This is a genomic window from Cupriavidus necator N-1 (assembly GCF_000219215.1).
Classification (GTDB): Bacteria; Pseudomonadota; Gammaproteobacteria; order Burkholderiales; family Burkholderiaceae; genus Cupriavidus; species Cupriavidus necator.
Map to the genome: position 1 here is coordinate 713,100 of NC_015727.1, position 21,869 is coordinate 734,968.

Sequence of the window (21,869 nt, forward strand, 5' to 3'; positions counted from 1 at the left end):
CTCGGTACCTTCGAGTTTGGGCTGCCGGTAATGGAGCATACGTACCGTGGCGACTAGAAACCGAGACGACTTTACGCAGAAGACCGTGCTGGAGATAGCAAAACGTGCGGGATGGCTTTGTTCATTTCCAGGTTGTCGAAGGGCCACCGTTGGCGCTACCGCCGACGACAACAACAAGGCCATCAACGTCGGAACAGCCTCGCATATTTGCGCAGCTGCACGAGGCGGACCGCGCTATGACGAAAAGATGTCGTCTGCCGAGCGCTCCGCCACAACAAACGGCATCTGGATGTGTCGCGATCACGGCACCGCTATTGACTCTACCGACTCGAAGTTCACGGTTAACGAGCTGCGCATGTGGAAGCGCGAAGCCGAGGATGACGCGAGGCGGCGTGTTCTCTATGGAGAAGGTATTCCACAAGGTGCGGCGACGAAGACAGACGCGGGCGAACGGCTGAAAGTTGCGGCAGTTGCAGACCTGGAGGTGTTCCGGCGAACGGCGAAGTGGCCGTCCACCTCGGTCCCGCTGACGTTGGAAGTCCAGGGCTTCGAGGAATCTGTGACAACAAGGGCGCTGGCCAGCGCTGTCACTTCGCTGGAAGACCTCATTCTTGTAGCGCCGCCTGGAATGGGGAAGACCAGCACGCTGTTTCAGGTCGCGGAGAGCATGCTGGCCGATGCGACAGGGACGCCAGTTTTTGTATCCCTCGGCGACTGGGCGACGGAGGACTTGGACTTCCTTAGCTCCATCCTTAGACGCCCGGCGTTCCATGGAATCTCGGAAGCAGATTTCAGGGAGGTAGCGGGGCAGCCAGGGGTGGCCTTGCTTCTCGATGGCTGGAACGAATTGGATTCGAACTCACGGAAGCGGGCGCGTGTACAGCTAGAGACGCTGAAAGCGCAACTGCCGGAACTTGGCGTCATGGTCTCCACACGCAAGCAGACAATGGACGTGCCGCTAGACGGCTTGGTGGTTGAGTTGTTGCCGCTCAATGAAACACAGCAGATGGAGATCGCAACCGCTGTGAAGGGTGAAGAAGGTGAAAAAATCGTAGACCGTGCATGGCGTACACCCCACGTACGGCAACTCATCACGACGCCACTTTATGTTACAGCTCTCCTCTCGCTACCAGAAGGCGCCGAATTTCCGATGACCAAAGAAGAGATTCTACGGGGCTTCGTTGCCGCTCATGAAAGGAACCACGCCAACGCAGAGGCCCTTCAGGCCGTCGTAGAGGGGTTTCAACTCCAATATTTGGAGGGGCTGGCGGTATTTGGCGCGAGGAGCGCGCAGCCTTCCATTTCTGACAACCAGGCGCGGCGGTCAGTATCGGAGACTTCGAGCGTTCTTTTTGATGATGGACAGATTGCTGCCAGACCTGGACCGGCCGACGTGTTAGGTGTACTGGTGAACCATCACGTCCTCATGAGATTGGGCGACACCGCGGGCTTTTCGTTTCAGCATCATCAATTTCAGGAGTGGTACGCCTCCCATCATGTCGAGCGTCGTATGCTGGAGGCAGCGAGCGACGGAAAGGCACGAGAGTCTTTGAAGACGGAAATCCTTGATGCGCCTTCGTGGGAAGAATCCATCTACTTTGCGGTCGAGCGCCTCGCGCGCGGCGATAAGCAGCAGCAAGAAGCATGTGTCAACGCTATCTTCGCCGCATTTGAGGTAGACCCGATTCTTGCAGCGGAGATGATCTTCCGCTCGACGGACGAAATCTGGAACCAAGTAGGAACCCCCGCTCAGGATTTCGCTTCACGATGGCATACCCCTGGCAAAGTTGACCGTGCGGTGCGCTTTATGCTGACCTCGGGACGGGCGGAGTTCTTCGATGCAATCTGGCCCCTTATTTCTCACGAAGACGATCAGATTAGTCTCAGGGCGCTTCGTAACTGTCAGCGATTCCGTGTCTCCGTCATAGGAAAGGATGCAGAGGCGAAGATTCGAGGGCTTTCCAAGAACAGTCGCGAGAACTTGCTATATGAGATCGCCATACGTAGTGGCATTGATGGCATGGACTTGGCAAGCGCTGTAGCGAAAGCGGACCCAGACCCGGGAGTACAGGCCTCAATTGCAGAAGCTTTTGCATTCAGACGCGCCGATCGCCACGTAGCTGAAGTGCTTGCCAACGCAGGTGAAGAAACATTCGACCTGGTGGCGAAGAAGTCCATTTTGGACGATGTGTCGGATGCCAGCGTAAAGACTAGGATGGAAGAGGCTATTGGGCGACGTGCGTCGAAGGGTGAGTCGCCGGCAGAGCAGCTACGCGGCATCTTGGCCAAGCACGGGGACGAGGACCGCAGCGATGATGTCGTAGGCATAGTCGAGGCAATGGATGATGCAAAAGACGATGCGCTAGTCAATCAGGCTCGTCTGCGTTATCCAATCGCGGTAGCACTGGGTGTGCTTGCCCGCGTACGCGCTGGCAAGGCCCTCTTCTATGTCGCCGACACTCTCCTGAGTGAGGCGAACCTTTCGCTTGAAGACAATGAACTGGTTGAACTGGTGATTGCCCCGGAAATCGATGAGAGTCGAGCCAACGCTGCAGCCTGCGTGCTGGGGCCGACGGTAACTGGCCGCGTCGTGGATGCGTATTTGGAGGCATGGGCACTATTTTCGCGCGGGCAGACCGATGATGTCGCGCGCGCCAGAGTCATTGGTCTCGAGCAACGGCTTCTGCATGTTCCTTTGGGTAGCTTGATTGACGCTATCGGCGCTAGAGCGGCAGCGGCCGGCAACGAACAGTTGGCGACGTTCGCGGATCTCCTCGCTCATCGAATCCGGGACTCGAATGAGTCAGCGGGCACACCGGACGCTGGCTTGCTGGAACGGGTTCGGGATTTCGTCGTCGATTGGGGTGCTCGCATGTTGGCGACTGGCGCAAGCCGCACGCAGGTTGCGCATGTCGCAATACTCGCCAGCCGAGCGCCCTCTGACCGACTCTTGGACACGCTTAGGGCGATGCTCGACGACAATCTACGGCGCCTCAGAGACTTCCGAAGTCAAGCAGAGGCCAATGGGTGGAGTCAGGATGACGCTACAAACGAAGCGCGCAGTCCACACACCAGTGAGTACCAATGGGCGTTTACTGCTATCAAAACCCCAGAAACCTCGTCGCTGATGCGAGAGTATCTGCAGGACGACGACCTTGCAGAGACTGCAGCGCAGATCCTGGCGACGCACTGGCGAGACACCAACGAGCCAGAAGCCCCCCGGCGTCAGAATTGTTGTCGTGTCACCTGATTTCGATTGACCCAGTCTGGGGGCGGTAGAGTCAGAGTGAATGAGAGCCTATTCAGCAGAGAGAAAGGAAGCGCTGTTGCGTCGCATGATGCCCCCCGAGAACGCGTTGGTGTCGGCGTTGGCAAGGGAGACGGGAGTTGCGGAGCAGACGTTGTATGCTTGGCGTCGACAGATGAAAGCGCAAGGAGTCCCGGTGCCGGGAGATGGAAAGAACCCCGAGGCGTGGTCCTCGGAGGACAAGTTTGCGGTGGTACTGGAAACCGCGCCGCTCAATGAAGCGGAATTGGCGGAGTATTGCCGCCGCAAGGGTCTTTACGCGGAGCAGATCGCTGCCTGGCGGGAGGCCTGTCGCTCGGCCAATGCCAACGCCGGTGAACAGGCGCGAGAACAACGACTTCAGTCCAAGGGTGACAAGAAGCGCATCCAGCAGCTTGAGAAGGAATTACAGCGAAAGGAGAAGGCGCTGGCGGAGGCGGCCGCATTGCTCATCCTGAGAAAAAAAGCCCAGGCGATTTGGGGAGAAAAAGAGGACGACTGATCAACGTCCCAGATCGCCGATTGTGTATATCGTTGATTCGTGAGGCAGAACGCTCTGGCTGCCGACTGGCACAGGCTTGCGACGAGTTGGGTCTGAGCTTGCGCACCTTCCAGCGCTGGGTTCGAGAAGGCGACGAGGTGGTCGCAGATGCTCGCACCACCACTGTGCGGCCAGCGCCAGCCAACAAGCTAAGCAAGGCGGAACGCCAGCAGATTCTTGCGGTGGCCAACAGCGTGGAGTTTGCCAGTTTGCCGCCCAGCCAGATCGTACCGACGCTGGCGGACCGCGGCCAGTACGTGGCCTCGGAGTCGAGCTTCTATCGTGTCTTGCGTAGCGCGTCGCAGCAGCATCACCGCGGTCGTGCGCGCAAGCCCTCGGCGCGGGTGGTGACCAGCCATTGCGCCACCGGACCCAATCAGGTGTGGAGCTGGGACATTACCTGGATGCCGGCAGCAATCAAGGGCCAGTATTACTACTGGTACATGATGCTGGACGTGTTCAGCCGCAAGATCGTCGGTCATGAAGTGCATCGGGCGGAGTCGGCGGAGTTGGCGGCGTTGCTCATGCGGCGAGCCAGTTTGGCCGAAGGTCTGGCTGGACGTCCTCTGGTTCTGCACTCGGATAACGGCAGTCCAATGAAGGGCGCGACGATGCTCGCCACCCTGGAAAACCTGGGGGTGGTCGCTTCGTTCAGCCGGCCGCGCGTGAGCAATGACAACCCCTACGCCGAGTCGCTGTTCCGGACCTGCAAGTATCGGCCGGACTACCCGCGCCAAGCATTCGGCAGCGTGGACGAGGCGCGTGCATGGACGCAGCGATTTGTGCGTTGGTACAACCACGTGCACAAGCATAGTGGGCTGAAATTCGTGACACCGGCGCAGCGCCACGGTGGCGTAGCCGCGGCGGTGCTGGCGCACCGTGAAGCAGTCTATGCTGAGGCTAAGGCCAGAACGCCCAAGCGTTGGTCCGGGCCGACACGGAACTGGAGTTTGGCAGACGAAGTCTGGCTCAATCCGGAACGGATTGAGCCAGCAGAACTAAAGCAGGTTGCGTGAGGTGACGTGACAACTACGTTGACAATCGCCGAAGCCGGCAAGCGATTCCCGTTTGGACGCGATTTTTCCCGGGTGAAGGAAAGGCGCGCAAGACGAGCAGCTGGACCCGGCGACTCGGCAGAGGCGGCGGACGCGATATTCCTTGCCGTTTCTTCCCGCCTCAAGGAGTCCGCTACGAGCAAGGATAAATACCTGGCAGTAGCTATAGGCAGCATCGCTTGTGGCCTGCCTCACGGCCAGCGTGACGACCTCATCCGCCAGCTCATCGCGGCAGCGCCGCGGCGAGCGCGCTGTCGCTTGCTCACGAACTTAGTGCTTTCTGGGGAAGAGATAGATATCGCGATCGTTATCGACGGTATTGCCGAGATCTTCGAGGTTGCAAAGAAGGAGCCTTGGATTCTCGTGCAGAGCGACGGGTATGAGCTTCGCGAGTGGCTTTCGCTTGTCCCCTTCTCCACTCACCCAATGGAAGCGATCGCTATCATTAAGGGTATGCCAGCTCCACAATGCGAGCCACGATTTCTAGCAGACATGGTATCGCTTCTCGCAGAATCCCCCTCGTCGGAAGCCGAGCCGATGCTCTTCACACTAGCCGAGTTCGATCCTCATTTCTACGCTAACGCAGACTGGCGAAGAGCCGTAATGAAGATGGGAACACCTTCCTCGGCGCAGCGATTCGTTGAGTTGGTGACTGATGGACACATCGGCGGCGAGGGAATGGATGCGCTGCATATGGGAGACGAGCTGGCGGCTCTTCTCCAAGAATATCCCGTGTTGCGCGCTCACGTCTACGAGATTATGCAGTCTGCGCCGTCTGTACCCGGCCGTGCGCTTCTAACCAAAGCCATTGCAGCGGCACCTGATGAGGAAGGGTTCTTGTTGCTCCTGAAACTGGAGAGAAATGGAGCTATAGGGCCGGTTACGTGGCAGACAGTGGAGAGACTTGTCACAACACGGATTCCTTCTTCGTCCATGAGCAATGCTTACGACGTCGTTCCGGTACCCGCTGCATACATACGCAAGACGCTCCTTGCGCTTACCGATGACGGCGGCCCTGCCGATTCGGCTGCCAGATGCCTCCGCTTAATTGATTCTCTTCGCGATGAATACGGCGTACCAGACACGGAGCCACGCCACCCTGATTTGGCTTCCGGGAGGTCTTGGCCAATTCTGCGGCCAAATCACGACATCGGTATGGGAGAGTTGGATAGACTCCTGGTTCGCGTATCCGGAGCCGGCGAAGTCTACGGTCCGATAGCCTGGATTACGCCGACGGATACGGAGTTCAAGGATGAGGGTAAAAGTTGAGAGATCTCATTTCTGAGGCCCCCCAACATTCTGGCTATGCCGAGCCGACGGATAGCGACAGCTCAATTACAGCACTCAGGCATGGTTTCGCTGGCGGCAGAGATGACTGCCAGTTCCATAGCCACCGCATCCTTCTCGGATGCGGAAGCATGCAAGCACGTCGTTACGCTACTTTCCAGAATACCTCCGCCACACTCTTCATGATTCGCAGAGAAACAAGCAGGATCAGGAAAACGGGCCAGAGGGTAACTCTGGATTTCCAGCCAGCCACATTTTCCATGTCAGGTCGCAACCCGATCTCCATCATCGCGCCTTGCCATCGTGTAATTGGCTCGAACGGCCAGCTGACGGGTTTTGCTGGAGGGTTGTCTGCGAAGCAGACGCTACTGTCGCTGGAAGGCGCGAGTTGGGCTAATGGCTAGGCACGCAAGGAGAGACGGCGTCAAGCGGTAAAGCCAACAAGAAGTGTTGCTCAGCCGTCGATGAAAGACAGCGGACCTAAGAAGTCCAACTCGTCATATGTTCGGACACAGAGAAATTCTGAGCTTGAGCATACCTCTCGGCCTTGTCGAGGAGGACGTAGAGATTCTCGACACTTTGGGTGGCCTGCTGAATAGCGGCGTAGTACATGTTGGTTCACTCCAGGGGTATGGCTTGGTACGAGGCGGTCTAGGTGCTGATTCTGAAGGCGCCGCAAAGCTTCGAAAGGCGGGCTTAGTGGTGCCATGGTACCGCTGAGTTCCGCCAGGTGCTGGAGAGTTTTGTTCCACCACGCTGATTTACCGGGGAGCGCTGCTGCGCTGCGAGAAAAATGGAAAAGAGAGACATGGATTTGCTTGCGACGATACAAGATCTTAAGAACGAGGCGACAATCGCCGCTGTCCTCAGCGCAGCACTCGCCAAAAGTGCCTTACCAGAGGATTCCAGCGCGCGGGAAACCGGGATATCGATGTTGCGCGAGGAGCTTGCAAACAATCGCCCGAAGGAAGCTGTGGCTACGATGGCTGCTTTGATGCTTTCAGACGCGGACTCCGTGATTGCAGGGCTGCGGCGGGGTGGGGCGTTACGGGCTTCGCGATACGGCTATCGTGCGGCCACGGTGCGGAAGGTTGTGAAGGCGGCGCTTGTACTATCGCCATATGTCGGCATTTCATCCACTGCGCATCGATATCTGGAGTCCGTGCTCGCATTGACTACCATCTCGCCTTACGCGAGACAACTCCGTCGAAGCATCAGCGCGCGAATCCACTCGCGCCGCTTGCGGCTTCTCAAGACGCTGCTTGTCGTTGTAAATCTCAGGTTCTCCCTTGGGCGCGCGGCGGATCGAGAGAGCAGCCCGGAATCTTTAGACTATTGGACAATCGAAGAGATTGCAGAGGGCTATTCGCTCCTCACTTCATTCGTTAGAGAAGAAGGCGGCATCAGTCCGTACATGTGGAGGCTTACCGACGAGCATATCGCCTCCCCTTATCAGAACGTCTACCAGTCGCTACTCGTAGACGCGATGAAGTTGAAGCAGTTCGCCGACGCGGAGATCATGATTGATGGCCTTCCCTATGTCGCCATCGTACAAGGCAACAAGGTATCGATAGCGGCCGAAGATGCTGCTGTCGAGAAGTCCATACGATTGGGGTACATACAGACGGACGTGCAATCCATCCTGAGGACGATGGAACTGCGCAGGGAAGGAGAAGAGCAGGGGCTCAGAATTAGAACCATCGAGGAGTTTGTCCGACAGGCGTTTGACGCAGGACTTGGGAACTTCGTCGGTATTCGCGAAGAACCTATAGAGCGACTCGTTTTTGCAATACCGCCTGACCCCGCCACCAGGGACTATTTGCTGCACAGCGGACGATTCCTTGAAGAGATGGCGATGATCAACAGCGCTGGTATCGACGGTTTCTACGCGGGGGATAACGTGGAGCAGCTCGCCGTGACAGAGCGACTGACCGTACTCGACATTGCGAAGGTTCAGCGCCTCTTCATGATCATCGACCTTGTGTTCCGCATGAAGTTCGAGACATTCCCAGACGGCGAAAGGCGGCATGGCCTCATCGCGCGGTCGGCTATTCCCGTCATGAAACGGGAGCAGCTGCTCACGACCTTGAAGTTCGTGCTGCCAGATGACAGAGCCGAAGAAGTTCTTGATTTCCTTACGCTCTCAGATAAGGAGAATTTCATCGATCTTCAATACCGTCCTTTCGTTGAGTCAGACGGTTGGTACGCCATAGCGCCGGCCGTCGTAGGTAAGTCTAATTTGATACGGAACATCGTAACGGCCAATCGCCTTCGAACAGCCGAGAATACCCGAGACGATCCCATGCAGCGCGCAGTAAGCGAGGCTTTGCAGGAGGCCGGATTCGAAGTCCGTACAAACATCACGATGAACATCGACGGACGGCGAGAGACGGATATCTTCTGCCGAAGAGATGACCAAATCTTCGTCTTTGAATGCAAGAATTCGTATCACCCATGCTCGCCACATGAGCTGCGCACCACTTACGAACACCTGATAAAAGCGCAGAGGCAGTTAGACATTCGCCGAGCGTGGCTACAACGACCGGGCAACCAGGAAGAGCTGCATCGCGCATTGGGCTGGCGACAAGGTCCGGTCGACAAAATCCACACTGGTATCATCACGGCGAACCGCGCGTTCACAGGTTACCGGATGGGCGCGCACCCTGTGAGACAGGCGCACGAATTCATCAACCTATTGCGCACCGGGGTGGCGCGGCGTAACGACGGTGCGTCTATTCGATTCTGGAGAGCTCCAGTGTTCCAAATCGACGATCTTGTGGATTATCTGGAGGGGGAATCCATCGTACGGGCGCAGATGGAAGCGCTCCAGCCGGTGACTTGGTCGTTCCAGATTGGCGGCTCCGAGCTGGCATTCGAGAGCTATATGATGGACATGAGAGATTCGGTCAGAATCCTGACGGAGATGTTTCCTTCACAGGTTGAAGTACGGGATTGACTTCCCGGAGGGTCTTACGGACACGGAAGCAGCCATGGCGGTCAGCTAGAATCAGACGTGAGAGTGCATTTCATCTTTCATCTCCATTTCCTGCGCCGCCCGTCGCTCGTCCGATCTGGATGCTCTAATCCATATGCAGTTGCCCCTCCTTCTCGACTCAGAAGTTCACAATCTGCGCGAGCGCGCGGAGGCGATCCTGTGGGTGAAGACCCAAATGGCACGTTACGGAATTCATTTGGAAGATCTGCATGCGGTGGGCTGTTTCGATCAGCCAAAGGACGGTGAAGCGGCATCCGAGAGAGTTCTCTTCCGAGATGCGCAGGGACAGACTGGGATGGTCGAGGAGACCTTCCTGGCTGGCTGCAGCGTACGGTGAATGCCGGCCAGTCCATTGAGCAATTCCGAGTGACGGCAACGGACTGACCGAGCGGTTGGCGGAAAAATCCGAAAGGCTGCAGAAACGAGCCGTCTTTCGGATGGCCAGAACGTTACGCCGGCTTCGGAGCACCTTTGCGCGAGTCGGCAGCCGGACTGGATCGCTTTTTCTTTGCGCATTTCCTTGTTGAAAAACGTTCCCGAGACGCGCAACTCTCCATCAAGGGGTATCCGTGTACCGCCTTCCAACGCGGGCGGTTCGAACTGAGCTTATTTCTCCAGCATCTCCATGAGAAGCCTGGTTTCGTGAACGATCCTGACATGAGGCGACGACGAATGACTATTTGACGATTCAAACAGCCCCTGTATGGCATACGGCGCAGGCCGTAGAATCGGTCTTCTGCCGTTGTGAAGCAGTTCCCACAACGCATTCTCTAGTCGCAGAAGAAATGTAGCAATTCGCCAGAGTTGCTTCACTGTTCCTCTGCCAAACAATGCTTGGACGTTGTGGCTGTCCAATACCGAACGGTGCGCCAAATACGTGTGCCGCGCAGGCAGTAGCGCTCTCTGATTGAGGCGATTGTAAGCATCTACGTAGCGACGGAGTCTGTCGACGTCGGATTTCGTCGGATAGTAAGCTTTATCGAGATACTCCGAGAGCCAAGGCGGGGAAGCTTGCCCATCTATCTTGCGTTGCGCGAGGCCTTCACGACCAAATATAGAGAACTCATGTTCCATGGCATCGAGTAACGCGAACACGTTGTATCGTGAACTCTTCTCGTCAAAAACTCGGGCTATTGCGATGTAAGCCGATGCCTGGAGAGCCGAAGAGGTTGTAAGCCAGAATGTTGGCGTCTGGTTTAGCCTGCTGAGTAGCTTCTTTGATTGTGATGCAGCATGCTCAATGGTGTTCTCCGCATATACGTAATATGCAATGGCCGTCGATTCATGCTTGAGATTGGCGAGTTGTCGTTCAAAGGAAAGATCTGCTTGCATAATGACAGGTAGGGCTATCCGCCCCAAGCCGGGAGGCGGTTGACGGCAGAGAAGGCCATTGCTGACGCCAGGCCGGCCACACTGCCGGCGCGTGGGAAAGGTCGTCAATGGCTCCACGGCTAGTTAGCCATCCGGTGACAGCTCGAGCAACTGCGGTAAATTTAACATAACGTCCGTACACCGAAATTTTGCTGGTTGCTGGGGTGGTATGTTTGATTGGGAGAGAAGGGCAGGGTGTCTTCCTGCGCCGTCAGCATGCACGCCCAGTTCTTGTAAGAAGTGACCCCGTTGCTGACGTAGTGCGCGCCGGGGAAGACCTCATATTGGCGGTTCGGACCGTCCAGCGGGAAGGGCGTGTGCGGCCTGGTCCAGTAGTGGTCGCTCGGGAGGGGCGCGATCGCTTCTTGAGGCATATTCATCAGGCTTGGCGCTCTACGGCGAAACAGAGCCGGTGTCAATCCTTCAACGGCATAGCACCGCTTCGTGGCATCTTCGTGTAGCTTCGCCACCAATTTACCTCCTGCTACCCGTTGCGAAATTTCATGGCTCGTTACTTTCAATTGATGGCCCGGGTCTTTTGCGTTGGCGCCATCATTGTGATCGCCGCCATCGCCTCCCGGCAAGCATATCTGCGCAGCACCGCGGAGGCCGACCAGGCCGACGCCGATGAGGAACCCGCGACAATGATGATGATCCGCTGCGAGACAATGCATGCCCGTCTGCAGAGTCGGCACCCTTCGGCTGCGGATGCCGAAGAGCGGCCACGCGCTCGTTGTCGTGAGTCCTGAGTTGGCGAATGCTCCCCTAATACCGGGACGATGAGGGGGCTCCGATAGTTTCATGATCGCGAAACTATGAAAGTGGCGGGTCGACATCGGCGTATTTGACATGCAAGCCAAGACCTTTGATGCCACTGGCCGTCCGCAGGATAATAAGCGATCGGGACTAATGACGCCTCGCGCCCCGGCACAACTTCCATTCGGTGCGAAAACTGATGCGCTCCTAGAGTTGGCCTCAGAATGGCGGGACAACCCGGGGTAAGCCGCCATGCGAGCAAGTGCCGTGCGACGTCATCTGGAGCGCCTCGGCATTCCCTGCCACGGGGTAACCACCCATCCAGGGCTGGCTGGTGTGGTCGTCATTAATGAGGACCTGCACGTCTGCATATTTCCTGATGGATGGATGCGTCTTGGGGAGTGGGTCGCACCGGGTCGCTTTCGTTTCGCCCCAGCCACTCGCTCGGTAGACGTGCTGGCCTGGCAGATTCGCCAACGGCTCGGCGCCAGACCATGACTCCGTCTACTGCCGCTGCGGTTGCTGTGCTGAGCACAGGGAAGCGCCTCGGCCGCAGTTCGTTCGTCTCTTGCCGACCCACTGCAGCCATCCAATCCGGTGCCGCCTCAACGGCAGCTATCGAGGTACAAGGGGCATTGGTTCGGTCGAGTTTGCTTCTTCCTTCCGTAAGTAGCGCTTCGCGGCACGGCGAATCTCAACCCTCTTCTACCGAACGGGGTCGTCAGTTCCGTTCGTTCGTGTCCACCACGAATATTGCGAGGAGTTCGGCCGCCCTGACCTTCCCATTGCAGTCCAAAGAGCGGAACGGCGCGCGACGTCGCCTCGTAGTCTGAACAGACGATTCATTGGACAAGCACCGAACGTAGTTTAGCGAGAACGCAGATTGGTGGCGTAAATCGCTTAAAGGAAACAGGACGTCGTGAACAGAGCATCGGCGAATGCGCGCTTATGCGCATGGGATGAAGGGGGACGGGTATGAGCCGGCTGAAGGGAAAGGTCGCATTGATCACCGGGGCGGGCCAGGGCGTAGGGCAAGGTATTGCCTACGCTCTTGCGGCTGAGGGGGCACGCATTGCCCTGGTTGGCCGGACTGCCGGCAAGTTGGACGACACATGCGCCGAGATCCGCCGCCGCGGCGGCGAGGCGCACCCGTTTGTGTGCGACGTGATGTTAAAGGAAGGCATCAAACATTGCGTCGAGCAGGTTGTGGCGCACTTCGACGGCGTCCAAGTACTTGTCAACAACGCCCAAGTGGTGCCTCTCGGGCGTCTGCTGGAGGTGACAGATGAAGCGTTCATGCAAGGCATAGACTCAGGGCCGCTCGCCACAATGCGCATGATGCGCGCCTGCTATCCGCACCTGTGCGGCGATGGCTCGATAGTGAATTGTGTTTCGTCTGCTGCCGTGCGCTGGGACGCATCGGGCTACGGACACTACGCGGCGGTTAAGGAAGCCATCCGCGCGCTGACACGCGCTGCCGCGTGTGAATGGGGCAGCACGGGCATTCGGGTCAACGCCATCGCACCGCACGCGATGTCGCCCAGCATGGCCGGGTGGGTCGCCGAGCACCCGGAAGAGGCAGCGGCCTTCTTCGAGACGATTCCGCTCGGGCGCGTCGGAGACTGCGAGAAGGACATCGGCCGAGCCGTCGCCTTCCTGGTGAGCGCAGAGGCGGGATACCTCACGGGTGCGACGGTGCCGCTTGATGGCGGGCAGGCGTACTGGGGGTAAGTACAACCCAGTGGTCAACGAGGCGCAGGCGGACCTAGGCATTACAGCAATACATCTGGGTGGACCTGCGCAAGCGCATCCAGCCATTGTTGATTAACAAGTGTCTGTATTCATTTCTCACGAGGCTGATTCATGTCATTGGAGTTCTCTGTCACACGCCCCTGTCTCCTTGCGGACGTCCTGCAGTGGGACATGGAAGTCGACGTTATCGTAGTCGGCTTCGGGGCGGCTGGCGCATGTGCCGCTATCGAAGCAGCGCAAACGGGTGCCTCCGTCACCCTATTCGAGGTCGCCTCCGGCAGTGGCGGTACGAGTGCCCTGTCTGGGGGGGAAATTTACCTAGGCGGCGGCGGAGGTACGCCTGCCCAGCGGCAGGCGGGCTTTATCGACGACACGGAGGATCTGTACCGCTACCTGCTGATGGCAGGCGGGCCCGATGCCGACGAGGCGAAGGTTCGCATCTACGCCAACGGCAGCCGTGCCCACTATGATTGGCTGGTCGACCAGGGACTGACCTACAAGAACACCTTTCTGCCAGAGCGCATGTTGGAGCCAGAGACTGATGATTGTCTCATCTGGTCAGGCAGTGAGGAGGCGTGGCCATTCTCCGCCAACGCCAAGCCTTGCCCTCGCGGACACACGCCGCAGTGGGTTGGCTGGGGCGGCGGGCGCATGCTGATGGACGTGCTGGCTGCGCGCGTCGTCAAGCTGGGCGTGGATGTGCGCTATGACAGTCGGGTGCTCGCGTTGATTGCCGATGAGGCGAACAACGTGCACGGTGTTGTCGTGCGGATCAACGGCAGAATGCTCTTCGCGCGCGCGCGCAGGGGCGTCGTTCTCTGCGCCGGCGGATTCGTGATGAATCGCGACATGGTCAGGCGCCACGCACCCAACCTATTGCGTGCGAACGAGCCGATCGGCAGCCCAGGAGACGACGGTTCGGGCATCCTGATGGGGTTGAGCGTGGGTGGTGCCGCGATCCACATGGACCAGGGTTTCGTCAGCCTCCCTTTCTACGCACCCGAATCGCTCATCAAGGGTGTGTTCGTCAACGAACGCGGTCAGCGCTTTCTCAACGAGGACTGCTATCACGGTCGGATTGGCCACCACATCATGCAGCAACTCGGCGACCGAATTTATCTGCTGGTCGACAGCGCGACTTTTCAGCAGCCAGCAGAATTCACGCGTATCGGTATCGCGGCCGCTGGCGACACCTGGGAGGAGGTCGAACGCGATCTGGGCATGCCGCCAGGAACACTCAGCGCCACAGTATCGAGCTACAACCGGCACGCCGCCGAAGGCGCCGATCCTATGTTCCACAAAGCGGCGAAGTGGCTGAAACCGCTCGATGAGCCGCCCTTTGTCGCTCTGGATTGTCGCGTCGACTACGCGTTCTATCCGCACTTCACTCTGGGGGGATTGGACACATTGCCAAGTGGTCAAGTGCTCACCGAGAAGCGCGTGCCGATTCGCGGTCTCTATGCTGCCGGACGGACAGCCTGTGGTTTGCCGCGTTGGGGCGGGGGATACAGTTCCGGGATGTCGTTGGCGGACGCCACCTTCTTTGGGCGGCAAGCCGGGCGGCACGCCGCCTCCTCAGCATCCGGTTTCTAATTTCAAATGGCGTGCGGGAGCCCGTGTCAATCAGGAGGGAGATTCCGATGAATGAGGCTGGCGAAGTGAGCACTGGGGCGTCAAGTGGCATCGGACGGGCGCGTATGCGTTAGCCCGCAAGGGGGCAAGGCTGGCGAGGTGTATGTGAATACGAACGTAGGCGAGGACATGACCGCCTTGGATTCCAAGAAGAATCGCGTCTTGATGCCACAGAATCTTCCGGCCACGCGTTTCGGCAAGTCCGAGGAAATGGCCGGGGTGTTTTTTCCGGCTCTGCTCCGCGTGCTCCAGCTATGTCACCGGTGCTTATGCGATGTCGCCAGGTATGTCTGGATGGGTTGCCGAGCGACCGGAAGAGACGGCAGCGTTCTTTAAGACGATTCTGCTCGGGCGCGTCGGTGACTGCGAGAGGGGCATTGGCAGAGCCGGCACATCTTCGTGATAAAGAAGGAAGACCGCACAGGCCGAGCCGCAGCGAAGTGATGATGCCTGCGGCCGTAAGTCTATGGCGTGGCGGTAAGCAATATCTGGAATCTCCTTCCCGGAGGAGACGAGACAAAGGGCGCAACCGTCGCCCTCTCCTGATTGGGCTAGATATGAACAAGCCATTCCTTGGTTCTCGGCGCATCAACATGTTCCCCTGCTCATGCAGCTACGCGGTGTTGGCTCACGCCTCGGTCATAGACGCTGGACGTCGTCGCACCGGTAGCACAATCCTGAAGACTCGGCAGCATCAGGCTTGCAGGAAACGGTATTGTCGCGGCCTGGGTAAATGGTCTGGACTCACAGCAGAGGGGGAGCCTGGCTAAGCGGCGGCACGCCCTGGGCGTAGCGGGTTAAGGCTTTGAACGTCGAGCCTCCATAATCGGCACCTGCCGGCCATGCTGACGCCGCACACCTGGAAATGCGAAGCGGCGAGCGGACGCTCGCGGTCGTTGGCGAGATGACACGGGCGAACATACAAGATGCGGTCCCAATCAACTCAGGTGCAACCTTGATGCAGGGTTCGCCGCGGGGTGCATGCGCGAGAGAGAAGAGGCCCGCCGTCGCCACATTGTTGGGGCGGGCTGAACTCTGATGTGTGTTCCGTCAGGCGGCCGGTGTCTTGATGACGTATTGGCTGGTGGGGAACGACATCCAGCTTGTCGAAGTCGATGAAGCGGTTACAGCTATCCATCATGGATCCGCTGTTTCGTTTGAGCTTGTCTTCATCTCCCACGGCGTCGAAGAACGCGTGCGGGTCCGTCATGGCGGAGGCAGGGAAACACTCCTCGACAACGGCGTCGATAATGGGGGCTCCATGTGTGAGCGGATGCACGACGACGTTCTGCACGTAGAGGAAGTCGTCCTGCGTCTCGATTGCGACCTGAGTGTGATCCTGATGCCAGATGTCGAGCCAGGCCTCGTGAGTGAGGCGGGGCGGGCGCTTGAGTGTGGACTCATGTCGGCAGCGCTGATGTCGATCGCTCCCAACCCAGCGCGCACGGTCCCACCCAGGGTTTGAGGTGATCGGCTGGCCGTTGGTTTGCAACAAGAAGAGGAGGAGGACGCAGGCGATGGGCAGCGTGGCGCGGCGCTCCTGCCATGCATCAAGAGGATCGGCCCGGAGAAGGGTGCCGAAGCTTCCGCCGGCCAGTGCATCACACTGACCGAGAAGACGTTAGCATCCTGACGTACGCTGGCAAGTCCAGGCACTGGTAGCCAGCGGCCGTCAGCGCCCGAGCCTCTTCGTCTGAAAAAACAGGCGAGAACAGCGCCTTGGTCAACGTCCATCCATTCACCCGGCGCCCCTCCTTTGTCGACATGAATCGCTCGATGTGTCGCTCAAATTCGGAAAGCGAGGACCGGATGTGCTTGCTCGCACTGCGTTTGCACGAGCCGAAGCGGATATGCCGGGCGTCCTCGTCAAGTGCGACGATGTCGATCTCGATCGCGTTCTGTTCGTCTCGCGGCCGATTCCAGTAACCCAGTTCGATGGAGGTCAGCGAGAAGTCGCCCGCGCCCTTTCGCGAACACTCTACGTGCAACTGACGAATCAGCTTCTCGAACGCGTATCCCTCGTGCCCGTGCAGCCGAGGGAGCGTCAGATCGATCGCCTTCGAAAGCGGGCGCATGCGGGATGCGTCCCGCGCCGGCTTCACGACCGACAGCCAAGCCTGCAGAAAGTTGTCGGTGATGTAATAGCGGGCGTTGCGGCTCTTGCTCTCCGAAAACACCGGGTGGCGTTTGTCGACCATATGGTAATTCTCGACCAAGCGCTTGACTGTGACCTTCAACGACGCTTCGTCTTCATCCCGCAGCAGTGTGCCGACCAGTTGCCCGTGACTCGAGCCCGGATGTTCCGCGAGGAAATTTAGGACTGAGAGCAGTCTGCCCTTCACCTCACGGAGGAAGGATGTGTCTGCTTCTTCGGCCAGAGGGCTGCCTTCGCGAAGGAACATCCGCTCGAGCAAGGCTTCCTGAAACCGGGAATCCACCTGAAACAGGCCTTGGTCATACGCGTCCCGGTAGAACTTGGGAACGCCCTCAAAGAAGCCCCAGAGCGTGAGCCAATGGTGCGGATCGCGGATATCGTGGGCGCGGTACACCTCGATCAGGTCCTCGAAATCCCAGTGCTGCAGATCGATAGTCGCTGTGAGCCGCCCAAAGAGTGGCGCACCCTTGTCGTCGAGGAGCGCGCTCATTTCCGACTGCAGGGAGCCAAGGACAAACAGCCCGCCCCCTTGCGTATCGCGCAGCTGGTCCACTTGCGCCTGCAGGAATGAGTTGAAGGCGTAGAGCCTTGTCGCCGTGAAATATTGGAATTCGTCCAACACGACGATCAGGCCGCGGCGGCATAGATCGCCAATCACGCCAGCCATCGAGGCGAAGTCAGTGACTTGCGGGGCCAGTGCATTTGCGATCTCGGATTCGCAGTCTTCCAGCGCCCGACGGAACCCAGCCGCCACATCTCGCTCGTCTGAGTCTGGTATCTGCATGTAGACCATCCGGGCTATTAGCGACGGTTCGCTCTTGGATAGCTCACGCAGGAGGGTTGTCTTGCCAATGCGTCGTCGGCCTTGGATGCGGCAGAAGAACCAGTTTGGACCATGAACGATCCGATCCAGCGTCTCCAGCGTTCCCATCCGTCCGTAGAATTCCCAGGAGGCCATATTCTCGCTACTTTAGTTACATTTATGTATCTTAATTGATCATGACCCGCAAGGCTAGGGGGGACAAGGCCTGAGCCGGAAAAACTAACTCTCTTTCGTCAAGGCGGAAGGCCTTGACGAGATCTAAAGTCTCGATTGTTAATTTAAGTTACAAAAAAGTATCTTATGGGTGAGGGGTGCTGCTTCTCCTCTCCAGCCGCCAGCCTCGTACAAGGAGACCGCGCCAAAACGGGGCAAACCACCGGACCACTGCCGAGAGGCCAATGAGGCACCTACAATGCGCGCATGGCTTCCGATCCTGGGCCGGCGATCTCCGTCCTTCAACTTCGCATTGCTCTGCGCGGCCTGAGCCCGCGGTCTGGCGACGCGTCCTCGTTCCTGAGCACTTGACGCTCGGACAATTGCACAATGTCCTCCAGATAGTCATGGGCTGGGCGGGCGAACATCTGCACACGTTCAGCATTCGTGGCAAGCGTTACGGCGACGCTCATGAGGGCGTCTTGCAGTTCTGCACAGTCGCAAACGAACTGCCGCTGACCGCGTTTCATCTCCGCGAACACGAAGGCTTTGTCTACGTGTATGACTTCAACGCGTGGTGGCGCCACGAGATACGGATGGAGCGGCGTATGCTGCGGCAACGGCCTGGCCAGTTGCCCCGTTGCGTGGCGGGTTGCGGGCCTTGCCCACCCGAGGACATTGGCGGGATCGAGAGGTATCTGGAGGCAAGGGACGAACACAGTGAATATGAATTCCTCGATTGGATCGAGTCGCTGCGCGAGCGGCCTATCGTGTTGGAAGACCTACGCGACGAGGTCGACCGGTGGCTGACTTGGCTGGATCGTCGCTTTGACCGTCAGACCGTCAATGATCGGTTGCGAGAGTTCGAGGGGTAGACTGGTCGCCGCAGCTTCCACGGGAGGAGGGCGGCCATGCGTATCAGCTTGTAAGTCGTAGTGCAGGACGATGGAGGCGTGCCAGCCACCGTCACCGAAATCGCCCAGTTCGAGAGAGACCGCCTCGATGTGGGCTCGCTGGGGCTGCACCTAGCGGAGGCGAAATCATTGCTGGGTCGGCTGCAGCGCACGATGGTTGCGGCACAGGTTGCCGAGGCAGTTGCCCGGACCAGCGTGTGTCCCACGTGCGGGGCGCAGTTGGCTTGCAAGGGCCACCATCACCTGGTATTTCGTAGCGCGTTCGGGGAGCCTGTCAGATTTCTTGTGTGTTGAGGTCATGAGACGATATCGAAAGAAACGCCCTTATGACCGAAACAAAAAGCATGACCAAGAAGAGCAAGAAATCAAGCGCGCCGAAGCTGTTTCCGGATGAGTTGATCGATCAACTGCTGGCTCAGGTACAGAACAAGGACGCCGAGTCGATTCTCGGTGAATCAGGTTTGGCCGGCCTGCTCAAGAAGCAGTTGGCCGAGCGTATGCTTGCCGCCGAACTGACGCACCATCTGGCCAGCGAGGCCAAGCAAGGCAAGAGCGGCAATCACCGCAACGGCAGCAGTGCAAAGACCGTCATCACGCCCAACGGCGAGCTGGAACTGGACATTCCGCGCGACCGGCAAGCCACCTTCGAGCCGCAACTGGTCGCCAAGTACCAACGCCGGCTGTCCGGCTTCGACGACCACGTAATCAGCATGTATGCACGCGGGATGAGCGTGCGTGAGATTCAGGGCCATTTGCAGGAACTGTATGGGCTGCAGGTCTCGCCTGACCTGATTTCCACCATCACCGACGAAGTGCTGGCCGAGGTCGACCAATGGCAGCAGCGCCCGCTGGAGGCGATGTACCCCATCGTCTACTTCGACGCGCTGCGCCTGAAGATCCGCGACGAAGGCACCGTCAGGAACAAGGCCGTCTACCTGGCCTTGGGTATCCGCGCCGACGGGCGCAAGGAGGTGCTCGGGCTGTGGATCGAGCAAACCGAGGGCGCCAAGTTCTGGCTCAAGGTCTTCAACGAGTTGAAGAACCGCGGCCTGGACGACATCCTGGTCGCCGTCGTCGACGGCCTGCGTGGCTTCCCCGAAGCGATCGAGGCCGTCTACCCGGGCGCACAAATCCAGACCTGTATCGTCCACCTGATCCGCAACTCGCTGAACCTGGCGAGCTGGAAGGACCGCAAGGGCCTGGCGGCCGCGCTCAAGCCGATTTACCAGGCTGCCACGGCCGACGCCGCCGCCGGCGCGCTGCAGGCGTTCGCCGCCAGCGATTGGGGCCGGAAATTCCCCACGGTGGCCGACATGTGGCGCCGCCAATGGGAACAGGTCATCCCGTTCTTCGCCTATCCGCCGGAAGTGCGCAGAATCATCTACACCACTAATGCCATCGAGAGCATGCACATGCAGTTGCGCAAGATCGTCAAGAACCGGGGCCACTTCCCCAGCGACGAAGCCGCCAGCAAGCTGCTGTACCTGGCCTTGCGCAACATCGAGAAAGATTGGAAGATGCCGCCCATCACCTGGAAACAAGCGGCCAACCAGTTCGCCATTCTCTTCGGTGACCGCTTCACCAACGCCCTACGCTGAGATTTATTTAACCGACCTCAGCACACAGAATTCCTGACACCTCCCGTTCGGGCGACTGTCGATCGACAGTCCCAGGCTGTACCCCTGCCGGCGGTGCCAAGGCGACGCCCCCACCTTCAGCCCGGTCGCCAACTGCTTGCCCGAGCGGGTCAGCCCAGAACTGCAGTATCTCGAGGTCAAGTTTGCAGCGTTGATGTCGTATGGCCTGACCATCAACGTTCTGCAAGAGGTATTGCCGCTGGAGCATGTGCTGGCAGCCAGCTCAATCCGGCGCCAGGTCACCACGCTCGGTCGCCGACTGGAAGCGGAACAGGCCACCGACGCCCCGGCAGCAGGCGGAGGTGGCGAGCGTCCGCTCGCCTGAGATCGCCAAGCCCAGTCCGATCCGCGCGGTCGGCATTGATGGCGGCTACCTGCGGCGGGCCGGCCACCGGCGCCGCCAGGATGGCTGGTTTGAAGTGATCGTCGGGAAGTCCCTACGGGATCAAGATGCCGGCCATAGCTTTGGCTACGTGCACAAGCTGGAGCGCCGACCGGCCGATCGTATGTGGAACTTCCTGCTACGAGAAGGTGTGCAACCCAGTCAGCCGGTCACCTTCTTGTCGGACGGCGGGGATACCGTACGGTTTGCCCAGCTCGGCTTTGGTGACCGCGGTGACTACGTTCTCGATTGGTTCCACATCGCCATGCGGGTACAGAATCTCGAACAGATGAGAGACCGCGCCAAAACGGGGGCCGACTAAGCGGCAAGGCGTTGGTTTTCGTCCCGGGCGATGGACGGATACCATCGTTCAACGTAAGACCGGAGCTGGTTATTGAGTACGGCAGTCCTGATTTGCAGCAGATTGTGCGCGTTCCGAGGCCGCCAGGCCATCTGCTGCCGTTTGACGTACCGCTTGCTGACCACCTGATTGACGGCCGACTCGACAAAACCTGATGCAATGGGCTCCCCATGCCGATAGCGGTCACCGTAGTTAACGATGAAGTGTCGGTTGTTGTCGAGGTAGACAATGAACTCCTCGAGCTGATCAAGGGCCGGCCGGCACATAGCGATGGCCCCAGCAATACCGCATTGATCAAGACACTGCATGGCGCCAAGTGGCACTTGTGGCACGGCTGCCCCTTTCCAGCGTTGCGCCGCCGGGAAAGCCTGAGCTGGGATCTGGACCCTGAGGCCAGCCCCGAGGAGGGCAAACTTCTCGGCAAGCTGATCCGGCGTGCGGATCGCCGGATGGCCCGCGACGCGGGGTGCGCCGAACTGGCGCATCGGTTGGGCGGCAGGCACGCTGCGATGAAGCCCGGCGTCGTCGGTCGCACGCTCGGCTGGAGGCTCGCATCGCCAGCCGGCGTCCATCCTGCCGTGCGCGTCGTGGCCACAGCCCGCTCCAACCGCGCGCGCCTGGGCTGCCTCGGGTTGAACGGACGGTCTCCGGTCGGGCACCAACAGACGGTCGCGTTCGACGGCCCCCCGCGTTGGGCTCAGGGACGGTGTGCGAGAATACGCCGCGGCCAAAAGCGGGACTCGCTCCGGTCGCGACAACACAATGCGGA

General features: G+C 59.0%; 13 protein-coding genes and 6 pseudogenes. 14 read left to right on the plus strand and 5 right to left on the minus strand.

What is annotated here, in order from left to right; genetic code table 11:
• The first annotated feature begins 85 nt into the window (after positions 1–85).
• The 7 genes and pseudogenes from CNE_RS33285 (at position 86) to CNE_RS43210 (ending at position 9,548) form a co-directional block, all read left to right on the plus strand.
• Positions 86–3,250, plus strand: a complete 3,165-nt coding sequence (locus CNE_RS33285; protein ID WP_148271760.1) for an NACHT domain-containing protein — start codon at positions 86–88, stop codon at positions 3,248–3,250.
• A gap of 40 nt (positions 3,251–3,290) precedes the next feature.
• Positions 3,291–4,843 (plus strand): IS3 family transposase gene (locus CNE_RS33295; protein WP_238553039.1). Its coding sequence is split into 2 segments (ribosomal slippage): positions 3,291–3,753 and positions 3,753–4,843, totalling 1,554 coding nucleotides; the frame shifts between segments, so codons are not numbered across the junction.
• An 18-nt stretch (positions 4,844–4,861) separates the two neighbouring features.
• Complete coding sequence (locus CNE_RS33300; RefSeq protein ID WP_148271761.1) at positions 4,862–6,151, plus strand: hypothetical protein; 1,290 nt, start codon at positions 4,862–4,864, stop codon at positions 6,149–6,151.
• A 281-nt stretch (positions 6,152–6,432) separates the two neighbouring features.
• Positions 6,433–6,573, plus strand: a pseudogene (locus CNE_RS39985) (methylated-DNA--[protein]-cysteine S-methyltransferase); the annotation flags it as partial.
• A 389-nt stretch (positions 6,574–6,962) separates the two neighbouring features.
• Positions 6,963–9,125 (plus strand): endonuclease, encoded by a 2,163-nt coding sequence (locus CNE_RS33305; protein ID WP_148271762.1) that lies wholly within the window; start codon positions 6,963–6,965, stop codon positions 9,123–9,125.
• Positions 9,126–9,258: 133 nt separating this feature from the next.
• On the plus strand, positions 9,259–9,501 hold the full coding sequence (locus CNE_RS33310; protein WP_404997159.1) for a hypothetical protein: 243 nt from the start codon (positions 9,259–9,261) through the stop codon (positions 9,499–9,501).
• The gene (locus CNE_RS43210) at positions 9,486–9,548 is read left to right on the plus strand and encodes a hypothetical protein (RefSeq protein WP_404997166.1); all 63 of its coding nucleotides are present in this window, start codon (positions 9,486–9,488) and stop codon (positions 9,546–9,548) included. The genes CNE_RS33310 and CNE_RS43210 overlap by 16 nt, the downstream gene beginning before the upstream one ends.
• 222 nt (positions 9,549–9,770) lie before the next feature.
• Here the strand turns inward: CNE_RS43210 and CNE_RS39990 are convergent, their stop codons facing one another.
• Together CNE_RS39990 and CNE_RS41605 are read right to left on the minus strand one after the other, a co-directional pair.
• Positions 9,771–10,496: an AbiU2 domain-containing protein gene (locus tag CNE_RS39990; protein WP_013959154.1), complete on the minus strand. Its 726-nt coding sequence runs from the start codon at positions 10,494–10,496 to the stop codon at positions 9,771–9,773.
• Positions 10,497–10,657: 161 nt separating this feature from the next.
• Complete coding sequence (locus CNE_RS41605) at positions 10,658–11,209, minus strand: hypothetical protein (RefSeq protein ID WP_158310040.1); 552 nt, start codon at positions 11,207–11,209, stop codon at positions 10,658–10,660.
• Between the two features lie 1,057 nt (positions 11,210–12,266).
• Between CNE_RS41605 and CNE_RS33325 the strand changes: the two genes are divergently transcribed.
• Positions 12,267–13,022, plus strand: coding sequence for an SDR family NAD(P)-dependent oxidoreductase (locus CNE_RS33325; RefSeq protein WP_013959157.1), 756 nt, complete (start codon positions 12,267–12,269; stop codon positions 13,020–13,022).
• Between the two features lie 132 nt (positions 13,023–13,154).
• Positions 13,155–14,636 (plus strand): FAD-dependent oxidoreductase, encoded by a 1,482-nt coding sequence (locus CNE_RS33330; RefSeq protein ID WP_013959158.1) that lies wholly within the window; start codon positions 13,155–13,157, stop codon positions 14,634–14,636.
• A 1,089-nt stretch (positions 14,637–15,725) separates the two neighbouring features.
• On the opposite strand, the pseudogene CNE_RS42460 reads toward CNE_RS33330, so the two are convergent.
• A pseudogene (locus CNE_RS42460) lies at positions 15,726–16,071 on the minus strand (EthD domain-containing protein); the annotation flags it as partial.
• A 205-nt stretch (positions 16,072–16,276) separates the two neighbouring features.
• Complete coding sequence (locus CNE_RS33345; RefSeq protein ID WP_013959160.1) at positions 16,277–17,788, minus strand: ATP-binding protein; 1,512 nt, start codon at positions 17,786–17,788, stop codon at positions 16,277–16,279.
• 263 nt (positions 17,789–18,051) lie between these two features.
• On the opposite strand from CNE_RS33345, the gene CNE_RS38785 reads away from it, so the two are divergent.
• The 5 genes and pseudogenes from CNE_RS38785 to CNE_RS43220 all read left to right on the plus strand — a co-directional run.
• Positions 18,052–18,681 (plus strand): plasmid pRiA4b ORF-3 family protein, encoded by a 630-nt coding sequence (locus CNE_RS38785; RefSeq protein ID WP_013959161.1) that lies wholly within the window; start codon positions 18,052–18,054, stop codon positions 18,679–18,681.
• Positions 18,682–18,741: 60 nt separating this feature from the next.
• A pseudogene (locus CNE_RS42465) lies at positions 18,742–18,987 on the plus strand (ISKra4-like element ISBte1 family transposase); the annotation flags it as partial.
• Positions 18,988–19,064: 77 nt separating this feature from the next.
• Positions 19,065–20,318, plus strand: a complete 1,254-nt coding sequence (locus CNE_RS33360; protein ID WP_148271735.1) for an IS256 family transposase — start codon at positions 19,065–19,067, stop codon at positions 20,316–20,318.
• Between the two features lie 46 nt (positions 20,319–20,364).
• Positions 20,365–20,629 (plus strand): annotated as a pseudogene (locus tag CNE_RS43215) (ISKra4-like element ISBte1 family transposase); the annotation flags it as partial.
• A gap of 66 nt (positions 20,630–20,695) precedes the next feature.
• A pseudogene (locus CNE_RS43220) lies at positions 20,696–21,031 on the plus strand (ISKra4-like element ISBte1 family transposase); the annotation flags it as partial.
• 26 nt (positions 21,032–21,057) lie between these two features.
• Here CNE_RS43220 and CNE_RS41325 read toward each other — a convergent pair.
• A pseudogene (locus CNE_RS41325) lies at positions 21,058–21,351 on the minus strand (ISKra4-like element ISBte1 family transposase); the annotation flags it as partial.
• Between the last annotated feature and the right edge of the window lie 518 nt (positions 21,352–21,869).